The following is a 16,061-nucleotide window of genomic DNA, read 5'->3' as shown; positions in this document are numbered from 1 at the left end:
GATCTAAAACCTCAATTTATATGGACAAACTCAGTTAATTCCATTCAGTATCATTTCCATATATAAATCCGTTAATTCTTCCTCTGATAATTCCCCATCTGGTTGGAACCAATAATATGTGCGGTTGACCATTCCCAATATCGCAAATGAAAGGATATCCGTACGTACCTGACTCTGGAATTCCCCTTTGTCCACTCCTTCTTGGATTAATTTTTCAAAGTTTAATCGGAATTCCTTTCGCTTTTGTTTAATTTGTTCCAGATTAGCATCATCTAAATGACGCATTTCTCGGAATATAATGCGAGCATATTTGCCTTGTGTTTCGATCTTATTAATAATCGAATAAATCATTGTATAAAGTTTTTCTTTCACGTTTTTTGATGAATCATTGATAATTTCGGCTTGTTCCTTGAGCAAATTATGAATATAGGTTAAATGAATATCTCGTAATAATTCTTGCTTACTTGTAAAGTAATAATAAAATGTTCCTTTCGTTGCATCAATGCTATCCACAATATCTTGAATTGAAGTCTCCGTGAAACCTTTTTCATCAAATAAATCAATACTCTTAATCATAATTTTGTCTTTCATGGTACAGCGTCCTTTCTATTGATTATGAGTATCATTATACGGATTGAATAGATATCTGTCGATTCGAGTTCAGTGAATATTCTTAATCACTAAGATAGGAAAAAATGTTTCTAACAGTCACTTTTTTAATGAGAGCATATTGGAAAGTGAATCTAGAGGATAAACTGTGAATAGCCTTATTATTGTGATAGAATAAAAAACATCTTTTAAATAATAACAAGGAGGATACATCTTTTTCATGAATCAACGCAACAAGAATTTTTCTAGTGTATTCACTTATGCATCAATTATCGTCGGAATACTGGTACTCTTAGGCGCTATTTTTCCTGATCAATTTGGTACATATTCTGGAGCTATTGGTGCTTGGATTACAGAAGCTTTTGGTTGGTATTATATGACACTTTTTACTTTAATCCTGATATTCTGTATCTTTTTAGGATTTAGTCCAATCGGCAAACTCAAACTGGGTAAACCAACGGAGAAACCTGAATTTAACACGATATCATGGTTAACAATGTTATTTAGTGCCGGTATGGGAATTGGTCTAGTATTTTATGGTTCATCTGAGCCAATCTCTCATTACCTTGCTCCCCCAACTGCTGATGCAGAAACAAAAGCTGCCTTAGCTGAAGCAATGAGGTCAACATTTCTACACTACGGATTCCACCCTTGGGCAGTGTACGGTATTGTAGCACTTGCTTTAGCTTATTCACAGTTTAGAAAAGGGGAAGTTGGTTTAATTTCCAAAACATTGCGGCCTGTTTTAGGAAATAAAGTAGATGGACCTATCGGTAACATTGTAGATGTGTTAGCAGTGTTCGCCACAATTATTGGAGTAGCTGTTTCTTTAGGGGTAGGGGCAATGCAAATTAACGGAGGGTTGAACTACCTCTTCGGCATCCCGAACAATATATTCGTTCAAGGTATTATCATCGCCATTGTTACGGTGTTGTTCTTATATAGTGCTTGGAGTGGTCTAAGTAAGGGGATTCAGTATTTAAGTAATTTAAATATGATATTAGCAGGTCTACTGTTTATTGCTATTTTAATTCTTGGGCCAACACTACTTATACTCAATATGGTTCCAAGTGCAACCGGTGACTATTTATCTACATTAATATTCAGCAGTTTGGATGTAGCTCCCTTAAATGAGCAAAAACATGAGTGGATGCAGTCTTGGACTATATATTACTGGGGCTGGTGGATGAGTTGGAGCCCCTTTGTAGGTATATTTATTGCAAGGGTTTCACGAGGACGTTCAATCCGCGAATTTATCCTTGCGGTATTATTCGTTCCAACCATTGTGAGTATATTTTGGTTTAGTGCATTTGGTCTAACAGGAATTGAAGCGGGGCAAAGTGTACCGCAACTATTTGAGTTGCCACCTGAAACGCAGTTGTTTGGTATATTCAATGAACTACCTATAAGTATCATTTTATCGATTATCGCTTTGGTACTTATATCGTCCTTCTTCATTACCTCAGCCGATTCTGCAACATTTGTTTTGGGTATGCAAACAGCTTTTGGAACGTTGCATCCTAAGAATTTTGTGAAAATTGTATGGGGATTATCGTTATCAGCAATTGCATATGTATTACTTTTATCGGGTGGAGAAACCGGCTTAGATGCATTACAATCTGCAGCAATTATCTCAGCACTACCATTTAGTGTAGTCGTCATATTAATGGCTGTAGCATTCTACAAAGACGCCAATCAGGAAAGAAAATACCTAGGTTTGACACTTACACCGAATAAAAAAAGAATGAAAGAATATATGGATGAGACTAGATCCCAAGATGACCATGATAACAGCAAGGAGTAGAAAGCTATTCTTCTGGCTTGCTAGAAATAAGTCTCGCTGTTTAATTAAATGGACAGGGATATGTATAAACGAAATACAAAAATACCAAATCTCTTTTTTCTAAAAGGGATTTGGTATTTTTATTTGCTGGGAACGACCCATTTTACATACCATCATAAATACAGTCAAATCAATGTTTCACTGCAAAACACTAAAATCAACCTATTCTCTCTCAATTATTGTGGCTATACCTTGCCCTCCACCTATACAAGCAGTGACTAATGCATACCTTCCTTGACGACGTTGTAATTCATAAATCGCTTTTGTTATTAAGATTGCACCAGTTGCTCCAAGCGGATGACCATGGGAAATCGCTCCTCCATTTACATTCAACTTTGCTTTATCAAACCCTAATTCTCGATCGCATGCGATTACTTGGGCAGCAAAGGCCTCATTCAATTCGATTATATCCATCTCATCCAAGCGCTGTTCCGCCTTTTCCATCAGTTTCTTCGTTGCTGGTACAGGACCAATCCCCATGATATTTGGATCAACACCAGCTACTGCTGCTTGACGAATAATCGCTAATGGTTTTAACCCTAAACGTTCTGCTTTTTCTCTAGCCATGATTACTAGTGCAGCTGCAGCATCATTCAATCCTGAACTGCTACCCGCAGTAACCGTACCATCCTCTAAAAAGGCAGGTGGCAATTTCGCTAAACCTTGCAAATTCGTTTGTGGTCGTGGATGCTCATCTTCATCGAATACGAAAGGGTCGCTTTTACGAATAGGTACGGTAATAGGGACAATTTGCTCATCAAAGTAGCCTAATTCCATTGCATTAGACATTTTTTGCTGACTTTCTAAGGCAAATTGATCTTGTTCCTCTCTTGTTATATTATATTTTGTGGCTAAATTTTCAGCAGTTATCCCCATTGGCGGATCACCAATTTCAGATGGGGACAGTGTTGATTTGCGAAAGGATGGTGGTGCTGGACTATATGGACGTTCTGCTCGATCCATTAAGTAGGGTGCCCTACTCATACTTTCAACTCCACCTGCTACAATGACATCGCCATTGCCTGACTGAATTGCTTGTGCAGCTAAAACAACAGCATTAATACCCGATCCACATTGTCTATCCACAGTTAGGCCAGGAATTTGTATAGATAAATTCGTTTGCAATGCGGTTAAGCGGGCAATATTACCACCTCCGCTTAATACATTGCCAAGAATGACATCATCAATATCTTCCGGATCGACATTGACCCGATTTACTGCTTCCTTTATAGCTTCTGCCCCAAATATATGAGCGGGAACAGTCGCTAAAGCTCCCCCTTGCCTGGCAATTGGCGTTCGAACTGCAGAAACAACAACAGCATCACGATTCATGAAACTAACCTCCGTCTCTTATAGTAAATAACGATATAGCATCAACGATATTTAGCAAATCGTACTTTTCCTTTTAATACTACTTTCTCATTTTGATTCAAAGCTTTAACATTAAAATCTAAATAATCTACTTTTGCTTCATTCAACTCTGCTTTTAACGTAATAACATCTTGAAGAAAAACCATCCCGGAAAAACGGATTTGAAAACCCTGAATAAAGCCTTGATCATAATATGGCGTAAACAATTTTGATAAATTGCCCATTGTCCACATACCATGAGCGATGATCCCAGGTAACCCTGCCTTTTCTGCTTCTTCATCAATGGTATGAATCGGATTAAAGTCCCCTGACGCTCCTGAGTATTTAATTAAATCCATTCTAGTTACAGGCTCAAGGATAGTTTCCAGCGATTCTTGCATCTGCAATTCCTCTACATTGTATTTCATATTTGCATCGCCTTCCTTACTGTCTCTGTAATAATGATTGTAGATTCTTCCATAAAAACAACTTTCTCATGAGCATCTTCACCATACCGCTTAATTTTCAAGAATCCCATTAACCCATTTTTCCCTTGTTTCTCATCATAACCATCAATAACGGTATAACAATAAAGAACTTCATTGACTAAAAGGGGACGTTCGTATTGATATACCTGTTCACCATGGATTAATCCCTTGTTAGGCAGGTTTAACCCATGGACTGTACCAAAGTCAAAAACACGCGGAAATGTAGATGGTGCAATGTTTTCCCCATATCTAGACTGCTTACCTACTTGTTCATCGATAAACAGCGGGTGAGCATCTCGAATTGATTCTGCAAACCGTTTGACCAATCCCCGTTCCACAACGTTCTTTACTTTATTTGATTGTTTACCTATCAGATGGTAATACATCTTATGCCTCCTTATTAATTTTTTGGTCCTCCAGCAACATAAATCACTTGGCCATTAACGAACGAAGATTGTTCATCCGCAAAAAATGCTACTGCATTTGCTATATCCGCAGGTTTTCCACTTCTACCGACAGGAATTTGACTAACACTTGCTTTGACGAATTCATCAAATGGTACGCCAACTCTTTCTGCTGTTGCCTTAGTCATATCTGTTTCAATAAATCCTGGCGCAACCGAATTAGCTGTAATACCAAACTTGCCTAATTCGATTGCTAGTGTTTTGGTAAAACCCTGTAAACCTGCTTTAGCTGTTGCATAGTTAGCTTGACCACGATTACCTAAGGCAGAAGTGGATGAAATCGTAATAATTCGCCCATACTTTTGCTTTACCATATGAGATTGAACAGCACGGGCAGCATGGAATGAACCTTTCAAATGAACATCCATGACCTGCTGCCAATCACTATCTGTCATCTTAAAAAGCATATTATCCCGGATAACCCCGGCATTGTTTACAAGAATATCAATTGTCCCAAACTTATGAACGACTTCTTCTACTGCGTTACTTACCTCCTCTGCATGAACTACATTGGCTTGAAGAGCCAAGATATCATAGCCTTTCTCAGTAAATTCCGCTTCTGTTTCTTGCAATGCTTGTTCATTGATATCAATGATAGCTACTTTTGCACCTTCTTCAGCAAATAATTGCAAGATTCCTTTGCCAATCCCTCTGCTTCCACCGGTTACAAATACTACCTTTCCTTCAAAACGTTTAACCATGTTTCCCCTTCCTTCCTGCTTTTCTTTGAATTGTTTATTAAATATATTGCCCTAGCTTCACATTTCCTTTTAATAGATTGCGAGAAATAATTAATCGTTGAATCTCATCTGTACCATCATAAATTCTCCATAATCTAGCTTCTCGATACCAGCGTTCAATTGGCAACTCTTTTGTATAACCCATGCCTCCATGGATTTGCATAACCCGATCTACTACACGATTTCCCATATTAGAACCATATAATTTTGCCATCGAAGCAAGATGGCGATTATCTTCACCATTGTCTAAAGTAAAGGCAGCATTTAATACAATCCATTTTGCTGCTTCAATCTCTACTGCAGAATCAGCAATCTGCCATTGAATAGCTTGCCTATCAGAAATTGGCCTTCCAAATGTCTCCCGCTCTTTAGAATAATCAATTGCCATTTGTAGTAAGCGTTCAGCAGAACCAACTGCCCGGGCACCGACTATCCACCTGGCAAAGCCGATCCATTCTAATCCAAGTTTATAGCCACCTGCATGAAGTTCACCAAGTATGTTTTCTTCTGGGACCCTAACATTGTCAAAAACTAAACTTGCTGGCCCCCAGTCTCCCATCGTATGAATATATTCTGATTTCCAGCCCATATTCCGATCAACAATAAAACAAGTGACACCATCTCTTCCTTTTGTTTTTTGATGCATGTCTTTATCAGTTATTGCGATTACCATAACAAAATCAGCTTCATTTCCACCTGTTATAAATGTTTTCTCTCCATTTAGAACCCACTCATTACCATCTTTTACAGCTGTCATTTTAATATTTTGAGTGTCAGATCCAGCACCTGGTTCTGTCATTGCAAAACATGATTTCTTCTCTCCATTAATTGTCGGAATTAAATATTTTTTCTTTTGTTCTTCATTACCGTAATAAAGGATATTATCCGCAGAACCTCCAAATGTAAATGGAACAAATGTCTTTGAAACTTCCATCGTAACAATTGCTTGCATCATCTGACCCAAATCAGCTCCACCATATTCTGTTGGTGTATTGATCCCCCAGAATCCTGCTTCTTTTGCTTTTAATTGAAGTTCCTCTTGTTTTTCTGCAGATAAGCTTGGCATGCCATTTCGTTCATTTCGAAGTACTTCATTCTCTAGAGGCATTAATTCCTTCTCAACAAATTTCCGTATCGTTTTTTGTACCATTCTTTGCTCTTCCGATAATCGTAAATCCATTGCACTCTCTCCTTTTCCCTATTTATCATTTCGTCGCATTATTTGTATCTAACTGCTCTTTTAAAGCACGCTTTAGAATCTTTCCTACAGCTGTTTTTGGTAAATCCTCCACAAATTCAACCAACCTAGGAACTTTAAAAGAAGCTAAATTGTCTCTACAAAATTGAATTAATTCTGTTTCTGTAAGATCCTGACTATCTTTTCGTACGACATAAGCTTTTACGGTTTCTCCACGATACTTATCTGGAATTCCGATAACTGCTGCTTCCAATACATTTGGATGGGAATAAATCACATCTTCAATCTCGATTGGATAAATGTTATACCCGCTAGCAATAATTAATTCTTTCTTCCTTCCCACAATATAAAAGAACCCGTCTTCATCCATTTTGGCTAGATCACCCGTATATAACCAACCATCACGTAGTACTTTATCCGTCTCTTCTGGCTGCTTCCAATAGCCTTTCATAATTTGGGGACCTTGTACGACCATTTCTCCAACTTCACCTATCGGCAGATCCTCTTCACCTGAGGCAATATCAACGATTTTTGCTCTCGTATTGGGAATAGGTATTCCGATACTTCCTGGCTTTTGTAAACCAGAAATAGGGTTACGATGAGTGACTGGGGATGCCTCAGACAAACCATATCCCTCCGCAACGCTGGAGCCTGTTGTTTCATTAAATGCTTGTATGACTTCCATTGGTAAGGGAGCTGATCCACTTGTACATGTTCGTATACTGCTAAGGTCAAACGGATGATCTTTACAATAGTTAACTAACGCAATATACATGGTAGGTACTCCTGGAAAAATAGTCGGTTTTGTTTGTTCAATAATTCTTGCCGTTTGTTCTACATCAAAATTTGGTACTAAGATAAGATTTCCACCGATGTAAAATGTCAAATTCATACAACTTGTCATTCCATACACATGAAACAATGGAGAAATAGTCAGTACCCTTTCTTTTCCTAACATGGTTCTTGATTGCGAGGTAGCATAAGCTTGTAGCGTATTGGCCACTAAATTATAATGCGTTAGCATTGCACCTTTTGATCTACCGGTTGTACCACCTGTATATTGCAATACGGCAATATCATCCACAGGAATGTGAACATCAGGTAATGGTAAATTACTTTGCTTGCAAAAATCATCAAATTTGGAACCGTTTTCAAAAGATGCCGTAATAATTGCTGTTAATGGCGTTTGTTTTTGTATTTTCTCAACAACTGGTAGTAATTTATCGTGTACGATTAACACTTCTGCTTCCGAATCATTTAATACATGAAGTAATTCAGCAGCTTTGTACATTGGATTAAGTTGTACAATCGTGGCTCCACAATATAGGGTTGCATAATAGCTAATCACATATTGCGGACAATTCGGTAACATAAGAGCTACTTTATCCGATCTACTAACACCCATCTGAAATAAAGAGCGTGCCACATTCTTTATTTGATTATCCAACTCCCTGTAAGTTAGGGTTTGATTAAAAAAAGTAATTGCAATATGATCTGGATACATTTCAACTGATTTGGAGAATAAACTAGGTAGCGGTTCTTCTGGGATTTGAATTTCACTAGGATTTCCTTCAGGAATATGTTCCAACCATAGGTTCTCCATTAAGTAACATACCTCCTATTCACAAGAAATTCATACTAACCGATTAGTATGTTCTGAATATTTAATTAAAATTATAACAGAAGAGATTAAAAAATCAATCCATAAAATACACTTTCTGTAAAGGAAAAATGCTATCGATTCGTCGATAGCATTTTTACCTATTTTACATTGTATGAGAATGAGACATGATCTTGGATTGGAATCCATGCACCTATCCCTTGCTTTGTAACATTTTTTACAACAATGGACTTTTTGGAACCTTTTAACTTTATATATACTTCTCCAAATGTAATTTGTCCTTTTTCATTTACTGCCGGGGCGTAGGAATTAAGCGTGGCATGCTTACTAGCTGGGACATTATAGGTATTGTCCTTTTTTGTGTTTTTTCCAATAACGGTTTGATAAGAAAGCGGAAGCTTTGTTTTCTCCTTAGACTTTAATAACATCATTTTCTTTACGTCATCGGGATTGTTGATTTTGTTTGTTAATGCGCCTTTAATTTCTTTTTGTTCCTGTTGGACATAATTAAGCTCTTGCGCTTCTGTCCCACCAGTATTGTTGATTTCATTCGAATTAATTTGTTGATACTCCCAATTAATTGTTGTTTCTAATGACTCGTAATTTAGAGGCCAACGGCCAATATATACCATACCACGATAGCCAAGCGCTATAGGGGATGGGTTTAACGATGTTTCATTTAACATTTTTATTAGAACTGGATTTTCTATTTTCATCTCTAGTTCATCCATTAGTTCTTTGGTTAGTTCACTTGGTTCAATTACTTCTTGGTCCTCCGTAGAATTTGGAAAAGTATTATCTTTTGAAATGTTAAGCACATGACTAGGTATTTCATATGGGTCTTTTTTATCTTCTTTTTCTGCACCTAAACTACTTATTGGGAATACAAAAGTAAACATAAGAGCTATGATGGATAGCGGAAAAAGCCAATGATGTTTTTTCATATATGTTAGTCCTTTCTTTTTCCCTTAGTTTCTTTCTGACATATGAATTTTATACCTCGTCCAGAAAATTTTAACGACTCAATTCAATCGTCTTCACCGTTTCTTCAATTTCGATACTGTTCTCAACTGAACGTACCATTGAACAGTTTTTTCTAGCAATTGCCAAGTTTTTGTACATTTTTTCAGGATCTAAATGATGTCCTTTTATTATAAAATGTAAGGTTATCTTTTCGATTCGGTTTGCTTCGTCGGGATTTCTTGTTGCCTCAGCAGTAATTTGAATATCTTCCACTTCGATGCGTTGCTTTGCTAAAATCTTTCGAAAGACAGATCCACTGCAACCTGCAATGGATGCAATCATAAGCTGATAAGGTCGAAAACCATACGTTTCATCCCCAGAAATTTCAAGTTCACCATATTCTAAGCTCGTTCTAAGCCCATTTTCCTTTAAGTATAGTTCCATTATTATTCCCTCCATAAATTTAATCATCTTCATAAATCCTTACCCTACTTCCTTCTTATCATAAACGATCTTGCATCTTCTTTTACAGTTATTGACCTTTTCATGTTTAGCAATTAAATTTAAGACAGATAATTAAATTAGAAATCTTGTTAAGGTGATGAACAATGAATGCAAAGGATTATCGTTTTTGGATATTAATTGGACTTGTATTGATATCCGGATTTTCACAAGGAATGCTACTTCCCTTACTTTCCATTATTTTAGAGCAAAATGGTATATCTTCGACTATTAATGGGTTACATGCTACTGGCTTATATATTGGTGTATTAATAGCTTCTCCTTTTATGGAAAAACCAATGCATAAATTTGGATTTAAACCAATTATTACGGTAGGTGGCATGCTGGTAATCCTATCTTTAGCTATTTTTCCCATTTGGGAATCATTGTGGTTTTGGTTTATTTTACGTATGGCCATTGGTATTGGAGATCAAATGCTGCATTTTGGTACACAAACTTGGATTACCGCAACTACTACAAAAGAAACGAGGGGAAAAAGTATTGCTTTCTACGGACTGTCATTTAGTCTAGGTTTTGCTTTAGGACCATTAATGACACGGCTATTATCCATTCATCAATCCCTTCCGTTTATCATAGCGGCCATCTTGAGTTTATTCGTATGGTCTACCTTAATCTTTATTCGAAATCAATGGCCTGAGCAAGAGGTACATAGTGCTTATCCAACCACTTCTCTACAACGTTTTGTGCAAACAGCTAAAATAGCGTGGGTGGCTTTACTTCCTGGTTTCGGATATGGTTTTTTGGAGGCTTCTTTACATAGTATCTTCCCTGTATATGGATTACGAATTGGGCACGAGGTTGACACTTTAGCCTTAATCATTCCTTGTTTCGCAATTGGTAGTTTGATTACTCAATTCCCTTTAGGAGCTTTAAGTGATCGGTTTGGAAGAAAGAATGTGCTTATAACCGTCTTAACGATCGGTTCTTTATGTTTTGCTCTGACGGGTATATTGGAGAAATCTATTCCAGCACTATTTATTTTGTTTAGTCTAGCAGGTATGTGTGTCGGTTCATTATTCTCTTTAGGGATTTCCTATATGACGGATTTACTACCGGGTAATTTACTACCTGCAGGAAATTTAATGGTTGGTATTATGTTTAGTATCGGTAGTATAAGTGGACCATTTATTGGTGGCTATTATATCGATGCACTAGAAAATATTTCGTTTTTCTATCTCATTACGATCGTCTTAGTAATAATAACACTTGCCATTTACTTACAACGCCCTGACCGAAATACGCTTACGACAGATCATTCATCTCAAAAATAAAATGAAAATACGGAAAAGCAACGTATAAAGCCCCCACAGTGAATTCTATTTGCTCACGTGGGGGCTGAACCAGTTGTCATGGTTTTGTTTACGTTATAACAAAGTTTTCCTATTAAACAAATTTACTATATCGCTTTTCCAACCGATCTTGTACCAAGGATATGAGAATACAAACCGGCCAATAGATGAGAGCAACAAGTACATACATTGTCATCGCATCAAATTCACGTCCCGCTATAATCTGTGTTTTTTGGAACAATTCAGGAACGGTAATAACAGCAGCCAATGAAGTTGCTTTAACTATATCCATAAATACATTTGTAAGAGGTGGAATAGCAATGCGCATTGCTTGAGGCAGAATGATCTTTCGAAGTGTCTGCCAATAAGTTAAGTTAAGTGCTTTTGCTGACTCCCACTGCCCTACATCAATACTATTTAATGAGGACCGATCTATTTCGGCAATATAGGCTGCGCTATTCAAGCCAAAGCCAAGGCAAGCCGCTACTAAGGCGGTTAATTTAATCCCAACAACCGGTAATCCAAAATAAAGGATAAATAAAAATACCAGCATTGGGGTACCGCGCATAAATGAAATATACGTTCGCGCTGGTAGACGAAAGATAAAGCGGTTTGATCCTCTAGCCAAAGCCAGAAATAAACCTAATACCAATCCTAACGCCATTCCAACAAAGGATACAAGCAATGTCATCGGTAAACCACCTAAGACGAAAGGAAGACTTTCTAGTGCTAATTCAATATCAAACAGTCCACCGAAATCAAATCCATTGAAATTCATTGCAAATTCTCCTTTTACGTAAGCTTAAACAGACCAATATCTAAAGATCGAGTCCTTCTATTTCCTGAATGTCTCCTTCTGGCTTTTGAGATGCATCTTCTTTATAAAACTGCTCTGCTAATTTTGTTAATGTTCCATCTTCCCGCATTTCTATAAGTGCTTGATTAATCTTTTTAGTCAAAGTATCTGCACCTTTAGGTATAACAACTGCTTGCTCTGTAGGGTGAAACTTTAAATCTGGATGTAAATGAATATCAAAATCTGGGAAACCAGCTACCCCAAACTTCGATAGGTAGTAATCATTTACTATCACGTCTGTCCTTCCATTATGAACATCTCGTAAGTAAGCTTCGTTTGGTGCATTTCCATATGTTTTTACTTCTGCTCCAAAATGCTTCGCAATTTGGCTATATACAGTAGTCGCTCCACCACCAGCTATTTTACCTTCTAGATCTTCCAAAGACTCAATACCTGAATTATCTTCTTTACGTACAACCATCGTGGAATAGGAATATTTGTAAGGATTACTAAAATTAAACTCTTCTTTCCGTTTATCTGTAGCTTCAATATCATTTGCTGCTACATCGATTCTCCCGCTTTTTACAGCAGGCAGCATACTGTCAACCCCCATGATTTCAAAAGAAATATCAAGATCTAATCGCTTTGCTACCTCACGCATTACTTCAACATCATAACCAGTTAGCTGATCCTGATTTTCTTCTTCTCCGTCATAATAGGAAGCAGCTAACAACGTTCCAGAAGTACCAACAACTAGTTCCCCTGAATCTTGAATTTCTTGCCATCTCTTATCTGTTTCATCTTCATTACCACTACTGTTACTATTACCTTCAGAATCATCGCAAGCACTAATAATGACTATTAAAACAAGTAATGAAAGCAATAATTTAATCTTACTCATCCTCCAACACCCCTATTGTTATATTTAATTTACAAATTTGATTGTAACAGCTTTCGATTAATTTTTACAATAGTTAAATTTTACAATTCTCTTCTTGACTTTATTTAATATAGTGATAATATAATAATAAATATTTATTTGTAATTATTATAAATAAATGATTTTAATGATGGAGGTGCTGATTAGAATGTCAGTTAAAACAAATACATTGTATGACTTACCTACTCAAGATGGAAAAGCATCCAAGGTAACTAACAAATTACGTGAACATAAAGAATTAATAGCCGCTTTAGTGAGTGGATTACTTATTTTATTTACTTGGAGTATGGAGGGGTACCTTTCCCACAACTTGTGGATTTTACTTCATCTAACTGCCTTTATAATTGGGGGATATTTTAAAGCAAAAGAAGGAATTACGGAAACCATCCAAAACAAAGAATTAAATGTAGAAATGCTTATGGTCTTAGCAGCTATTGGTTCTTCAGCTATTGGATATTGGACAGAGGGAGCGATTTTAATTTTTATATTTGCTCTTTCAGGCGCTTTGGAAACATATACAATGAATCGAAGCAATCGAGAAATAGCCGCCTTAATGGATCTTCAACCCGAAGAAGCGACACGTATAATTGAAGGCAAAAAGGAAGTTGTTCCGGTTTCCAGCTTACATATAGATGATGTTATCTATGTACGAGCTGGTGAACGAATTCCAGCAGATGGAAGTATTATTCAAGGCTCCACAGCAATTGATGAGAGTGCCATTACTGGTGAATCCATTCCTGTAACAAAGGGTGACTCGAATGAGGTTTTTGCAGGAACAGTTGCTTTAGATGGTTCTATTTCCATACAAATAACCAAGCCCGCTAACCAAACTGTTTTTCAAAAAATCATAGAAATGGTCCAAACAGCGAAAGAAGAAAAATCTCCATCGCAATTATTTATTGAAAAGTTCGAAGGTGCCTATGTGAAAACAGTATTAGCCATGGTCGTACTTATGATGTTTATTCCCTATTTTCTATTTAACTGGTCACTTCTTGAGAGTATTTATCGGGCGATGATATTACTTGTTGTTGCTTCTCCTTGTGCGCTTGTGGCATCGATCATGCCTGCCACTTTATCTGCTATTTCCAATAGTGCTAAAAAAGGCGTATTGTTTAAGGGCGGTGTACACATTGAAAACATGAGCCACATGAAGGCAATTGCTTTTGATAAAACGGGGACACTAACTAAAGGAAAGCCGGAAGTAACCAATTTTATTATTCACCCCGACTATGATGAGCATGTAATTATGACTACAGTAAGGGCGATAGAACAAGAATCTACCCATCCTTTGGCAGTGGCAATTACAGATTACTGTAGCGAAGAAGCTATTATAGACAAACTGTTCATTGACAATGTAATAACCGCTTCGGGAAATGGCGTGAATGCGGAAATAAATGGTGAACATTGGAGAATAGGCAAACCAGCGTATATTGGCTTTAGTTCATTTTTTGATCCATACACGAAAGACCTTGCAGCTGAAGGAAAAACGATTGTTTATGTAAAAAAAGAAGCAACTATCGTAGCACTAATTGCATTAAAAGATACAGTTCGGAAAGACAGTGTAAAAGCTATTAAACAATTAAAACAGCTAGGAATCTATACCATTATGTTAACTGGTGATCATGATTTAACGGCAAAAGCAATAGCGAAAGAAGCAAAAATCGATCATTATGCTGCGAATTGTCTTCCAAAAGATAAAGTCGATTATTTAAAACAAATCAAAAATAAATACCACCATATTGCCATGGTTGGAGATGGCATTAATGATGGGCCGGCATTAGCTACTGCTAACCTAGGAATTGCTATGGGGGAAGGGACGGATGTTGCTTTAGAAGCTGCCGATGTCGTATTAATGAAAAATGATCTGACTAAGATTACCAATGCAATAAGTGTTTCAAAGAAAATGAATACGATTATAAAACAAAATATCTGGTTCTCGCTTAGTGTCATTTTGCTATTAATTACAACGAATTTCTTGCAAATACTCGATCTCCCATTAGGGGTAGTAGGTCATGAAGGAAGTACGATCTTAGTTATATTAAATGGATTAAGGCTGTTGAAATAACTATTCCAACAGCCTGTTTTTTCGTATAACCGAATTAATTAAGCCACCAGTCATTATAATAATCCCAGATAAATAAAACCAAATCATTAGGACTATTACAGCACCAAGACTCCCATATGTGGCTGAGTAATTCCCGATTGTACTAACATAATAGGAGAATCCAAGGGAAGCTAATTGCCATGAAATCGTAGCGAACAATGCCCCAGGAATTGCATTCTTAAAATAAATACGCTTATTGGGTGCCAGCTTGTAAAGCGCTAAAAACACAATAAAGAACACAACTGATGATACTACCCATCGTAATGTTTCCCATACGGAAACAAACCCTTCAGATAAACCAACAAAGGAAAAAAGATAGATCCCTAAGGTTCTTCCGAAAACAGGTAATAATAAGGCGATAATCATGACTGCTACCATCGCTATCGTTAAAACAATCGCAATTAAACGTGATACGATAAACGAACGGTTTTCTTCGACTTCATAAGCATGATTAAACCCGCGCATGAGCGAATTTACACCATTGGAAGCTGCCCATAACGTAGCAATAATCCCAAAAGATAATAATCCCCCATTTTGTTGGCGAATTAATTGTGTAACATTTGATGTAATTAACTCAACAATTTGTGGTGGTGCATAGGTAGCAATAATATCGAGTATTGCTAATTCATCGATTGGTAAATACCCAACTAAAGTTACTAAAAACAGCAAGAACGGAAATAACGACAATAGAAAAAAATAAGCAAGTTGTGCAGCTAAACCAAAGACATCCAATTCTTCCATCCTTTGATACAGCTGCTTACCAAATTGAACGATCTTTTTTTCCATTGCCACACCCCTAGACATTTTCCTCAGCAACCTATAACCAAGCTTGCCTTTATTCTATTCGATCTGTTTGGTTTTTATTAGCAAAACTTTCAAGTGTTGATTCTACTTGATCGAGTGCGTTCAATGTACTTTCCGCACCACGTGTGAATGCTTGATTAAAAGTATCGAACGCTGAACGCACCGTATGCACAGCATCTGATGGATGCTTCATTAGATAACTAGTACCTGATTTGGCTGCTGTTAACTTCTCTTTACTGTATGCTCTTGTTTCCTTATCAAAAAGGCTGACAAGCGCACCTACTGTTGCACCAATAAATACACCTAAAAATAGTTTTCTTTTTCCCATCG

16 protein-coding genes are annotated in these 16,061 nt (G+C 37.0%); 3 read left to right on the top strand and 13 right to left on the bottom strand.

What is annotated here, in order from left to right; all coding sequences use genetic code 11:
• Nucleotides 1-30 precede the first annotated feature (30 nt).
• The gene (locus tag JKP73_RS15540; RefSeq protein ID WP_160807412.1) at nt 31-591 is read right to left on the bottom strand and encodes a TetR/AcrR family transcriptional regulator; all 561 of its coding nucleotides are present in this window, start codon (nt 589-591) and stop codon (nt 31-33) included.
• 238 nt (nt 592-829) lie between these two features.
• On the opposite strand from JKP73_RS15540, the gene JKP73_RS15535 reads away from it, so the two are divergent.
• Nucleotides 830-2,413, top strand: coding sequence for a BCCT family transporter (locus JKP73_RS15535; protein WP_021290610.1), 1,584 nt, complete (start codon nt 830-832; stop codon nt 2,411-2,413).
• A gap of 201 nt (nt 2,414-2,614) precedes the next feature.
• Here JKP73_RS15535 and JKP73_RS15530 read toward each other — a convergent pair whose 3' ends face one another.
• The 8 genes from JKP73_RS15530 to JKP73_RS15495 form a co-directional block, all read right to left on the bottom strand.
• Nucleotides 2,615-3,784, bottom strand: a complete 1,170-nt coding sequence (locus tag JKP73_RS15530) for a thiolase family protein (RefSeq protein ID WP_021290611.1) — start codon at nt 3,782-3,784, stop codon at nt 2,615-2,617.
• Nucleotides 3,785-3,825: 41 nt separating this feature from the next.
• On the bottom strand, nt 3,826-4,230 hold the full coding sequence (locus JKP73_RS15525; protein ID WP_021290612.1) for a MaoC/PaaZ C-terminal domain-containing protein: 405 nt from the start codon (nt 4,228-4,230) through the stop codon (nt 3,826-3,828).
• Entirely contained in the window at nt 4,227-4,676 is a 450-nt protein-coding gene (locus tag JKP73_RS15520) for a MaoC family dehydratase N-terminal domain-containing protein (protein ID WP_160807413.1), read from the bottom strand. The genes JKP73_RS15525 and JKP73_RS15520 overlap by 4 nt, the downstream gene beginning before the upstream one ends.
• A 14-nt stretch (nt 4,677-4,690) precedes the next feature.
• Nucleotides 4,691-5,455 (bottom strand): 3-oxoacyl-ACP reductase FabG, encoded by a 765-nt coding sequence (gene fabG, locus JKP73_RS15515; RefSeq protein ID WP_021290614.1) that lies wholly within the window; start codon nt 5,453-5,455, stop codon nt 4,691-4,693.
• Between the two features lie 37 nt (nt 5,456-5,492).
• Nucleotides 5,493-6,674 carry an acyl-CoA dehydrogenase family protein gene (locus JKP73_RS15510; protein ID WP_038247443.1) on the bottom strand — a complete coding sequence of 394 codons (1,182 nt, stop codon included), beginning with the start codon at nt 6,672-6,674 and terminating at the stop codon, nt 5,493-5,495.
• Between the two features lie 25 nt (nt 6,675-6,699).
• A complete protein-coding gene (locus tag JKP73_RS15505; protein ID WP_021290616.1) occupies nt 6,700-8,295 on the bottom strand; it encodes a long-chain-fatty-acid--CoA ligase in 1,596 nt (531 codons plus the stop codon).
• 158 nt (nt 8,296-8,453) lie between these two features.
• Nucleotides 8,454-9,257, bottom strand: coding sequence for a YfkD famly protein (locus tag JKP73_RS15500; RefSeq protein ID WP_021290617.1), 804 nt, complete (start codon nt 9,255-9,257; stop codon nt 8,454-8,456).
• A 70-nt stretch (nt 9,258-9,327) separates the two neighbouring features.
• Nucleotides 9,328-9,720 carry an OsmC family protein gene (locus JKP73_RS15495; protein ID WP_021290618.1) on the bottom strand — a complete coding sequence of 131 codons (393 nt, stop codon included), beginning with the start codon at nt 9,718-9,720 and terminating at the stop codon, nt 9,328-9,330.
• Between the two features lie 164 nt (nt 9,721-9,884).
• On the opposite strand from JKP73_RS15495, the gene JKP73_RS15490 reads away from it, so the two are divergent.
• Nucleotides 9,885-11,069: an MFS transporter gene (locus tag JKP73_RS15490; RefSeq protein WP_200411535.1), complete on the top strand. Its 1,185-nt coding sequence runs from the start codon at nt 9,885-9,887 to the stop codon at nt 11,067-11,069.
• A gap of 112 nt (nt 11,070-11,181) precedes the next feature.
• On the opposite strand, the gene JKP73_RS15485 is transcribed toward JKP73_RS15490, so the two are convergent.
• Nucleotides 11,182-11,865 (bottom strand): amino acid ABC transporter permease, encoded by a 684-nt coding sequence (locus tag JKP73_RS15485; RefSeq protein ID WP_021290620.1) that lies wholly within the window; start codon nt 11,863-11,865, stop codon nt 11,182-11,184.
• A 40-nt stretch (nt 11,866-11,905) separates the two neighbouring features.
• Nucleotides 11,906-12,784, bottom strand: coding sequence for a transporter substrate-binding domain-containing protein (locus JKP73_RS15480; RefSeq protein ID WP_160807415.1), 879 nt, complete (start codon nt 12,782-12,784; stop codon nt 11,906-11,908).
• Nucleotides 12,785-12,971: 187 nt separating this feature from the next.
• On the opposite strand from JKP73_RS15480, the gene JKP73_RS15475 reads away from it, so the two are divergent.
• On the top strand, nt 12,972-14,888 hold the full coding sequence (locus JKP73_RS15475; RefSeq protein WP_160807416.1) for a heavy metal translocating P-type ATPase: 1,917 nt from the start codon (nt 12,972-12,974) through the stop codon (nt 14,886-14,888).
• On the opposite strand, the gene JKP73_RS15470 is transcribed toward JKP73_RS15475, so the two are convergent.
• Both JKP73_RS15470 and JKP73_RS15465 read right to left on the bottom strand, forming a co-directional pair.
• Nucleotides 14,889-15,713, bottom strand: a complete 825-nt coding sequence (locus JKP73_RS15470; RefSeq protein ID WP_200411534.1) for a YihY/virulence factor BrkB family protein — start codon at nt 15,711-15,713, stop codon at nt 14,889-14,891. It abuts the gene before it with no gap.
• A gap of 49 nt (nt 15,714-15,762) precedes the next feature.
• Nucleotides 15,763-16,059, bottom strand: coding sequence for a hypothetical protein (locus tag JKP73_RS15465; protein ID WP_021290624.1), 297 nt, complete (start codon nt 16,057-16,059; stop codon nt 15,763-15,765).
• Between the last annotated feature and the right edge of the window lie 2 nt (nt 16,060-16,061).

The sequence above is a fragment of the Virgibacillus salexigens genome, assembly GCF_014905415.1.
Classification (GTDB): Bacteria; Bacillota; Bacilli; order Bacillales; family Amphibacillaceae; genus Virgibacillus; species Virgibacillus salexigens.
Note: the sequence above shows the minus strand (reverse complement) of the source record. Positions and strands in the feature narration are given on the sequence as shown.

Excerpts from the sequence above, each read along its gene's own strand:
- JKP73_RS15540 (WP_160807412.1), bottom strand. The coding sequence starts at position 591 with ATGAAAGACAAAATTATGATTAAGAGTATTGATTTATTTGATGAAAAA.
- JKP73_RS15535 (WP_021290610.1), top strand. The coding sequence starts at position 830 with ATGAATCAACGCAACAAGAATTTTTCTAGTGTATTCACTTATGCATCA.
- JKP73_RS15530 (WP_021290611.1), bottom strand. The coding sequence starts at position 3,784 with ATGAATCGTGATGCTGTTGTTGTTTCTGCAGTTCGAACGCCAATTGCC.
- JKP73_RS15525 (WP_021290612.1), bottom strand. The coding sequence starts at position 4,230 with ATGAAATACAATGTAGAGGAATTGCAGATGCAAGAATCGCTGGAAACT.
- JKP73_RS15520 (WP_160807413.1), bottom strand. The coding sequence starts at position 4,676 with ATGTATTACCATCTGATAGGTAAACAATCAAATAAAGTAAAGAACGTT.
- fabG (WP_021290614.1), bottom strand. The coding sequence starts at position 5,455 with ATGGTTAAACGTTTTGAAGGAAAGGTAGTATTTGTAACCGGTGGAAGC.
- JKP73_RS15510 (WP_038247443.1), bottom strand. The coding sequence starts at position 6,674 with ATGGATTTACGATTATCGGAAGAGCAAAGAATGGTACAAAAAACGATA.
- JKP73_RS15505 (WP_021290616.1), bottom strand. The coding sequence starts at position 8,295 with ATGGAGAACCTATGGTTGGAACATATTCCTGAAGGAAATCCTAGTGAA.
- JKP73_RS15500 (WP_021290617.1), bottom strand. The coding sequence starts at position 9,257 with ATGAAAAAACATCATTGGCTTTTTCCGCTATCCATCATAGCTCTTATG.
- JKP73_RS15495 (WP_021290618.1), bottom strand. The coding sequence starts at position 9,720 with ATGGAACTATACTTAAAGGAAAATGGGCTTAGAACGAGCTTAGAATAT.
- JKP73_RS15490 (WP_200411535.1), top strand. The coding sequence starts at position 9,885 with ATGAATGCAAAGGATTATCGTTTTTGGATATTAATTGGACTTGTATTG.
- JKP73_RS15485 (WP_021290620.1), bottom strand. The coding sequence starts at position 11,865 with ATGAATTTCAATGGATTTGATTTCGGTGGACTGTTTGATATTGAATTA.
- JKP73_RS15480 (WP_160807415.1), bottom strand. The coding sequence starts at position 12,784 with ATGAGTAAGATTAAATTATTGCTTTCATTACTTGTTTTAATAGTCATT.
- JKP73_RS15475 (WP_160807416.1), top strand. The coding sequence starts at position 12,972 with ATGTCAGTTAAAACAAATACATTGTATGACTTACCTACTCAAGATGGA.
- JKP73_RS15470 (WP_200411534.1), bottom strand. The coding sequence starts at position 15,713 with ATGGAAAAAAAGATCGTTCAATTTGGTAAGCAGCTGTATCAAAGGATG.
- JKP73_RS15465 (WP_021290624.1), bottom strand. The coding sequence starts at position 16,059 with ATGGGAAAAAGAAAACTATTTTTAGGTGTATTTATTGGTGCAACAGTA.